The sequence below is a fragment of the Vibrio sp. D173a genome, assembly GCF_030248475.1.
The window spans coordinates 1-704 of record NZ_JAHGAH010001313.1 but is presented as its reverse complement, the minus strand read 5'-3'; the positions used below and the strand labels follow the sequence as shown (position 1 = coordinate 704).

Annotated in this window: 1 pseudogene; it reads right to left on the bottom strand. The window is 45.6% G+C overall.

Annotated elements, in window-relative coordinates:
• Positions 1–533 (bottom strand): annotated as a pseudogene (locus tag KIV40_RS33050) (ABC transporter ATP-binding protein); the annotation flags it as partial.
• Positions 534–704 lie beyond the last annotated feature (171 nt).

Here is a 704-nt window from a genome sequence, read left to right as displayed (position 1 = left end):
GCCAACATAAATAGCATTGCCGTAGAGTAGACCGTGACGTACACGAACGCATCGACCATTTTGGTCACAGTTTCACGCACCGCAAGTGAGGTCTGCATTACTTTGGTGGCAACACGCCCTGCAAAGTCATCTTGATAGAAGGACAAGCTCTGCTTTAAAAGGTAACGGTGAGCAAGCCAACGGATCGACATTGGGTAGTTGCCCAGCAAGGTTTGGTGAAGCAAGAGAGAATACGCCGCGATCATGACGGGCATGATCACCAACAACAGAATCCCTAAGCCGATCAATGTTGTTTGATTGTCGGCAAGGAAGGTCTCTTTATTGCTGGTTGTAAGCCAATCAACCAACTGTCCCATATAGCCAAACAGAGCCCCCTCGATGATTGCGATGGTCATACTCATTCAGCCAAGGATCAGTAACGGCTTTTCAAATCCGCGTGTGTAATGTCGACAAAAAGCCAATATGCCGCTTGGTGGCTGTATTGGTTCGTCCTTTGGGAAGGCCTCGGTAAAGCCTTCAAATTTCTTAAACATAGATTTCCCTTAGTCAACCTCTGCATCTGTGTGCAAAGTTGTAATTATTGTTGTGATTTTAGATCACGAGTAAAGCAAGTCTATGACGACGCCATAAGCGAAATCATAGTTATTTTTGAATGAGTTAGGGTTTATGTGAAATGAGACGTTGACTGACTGCCGCGGGATCAA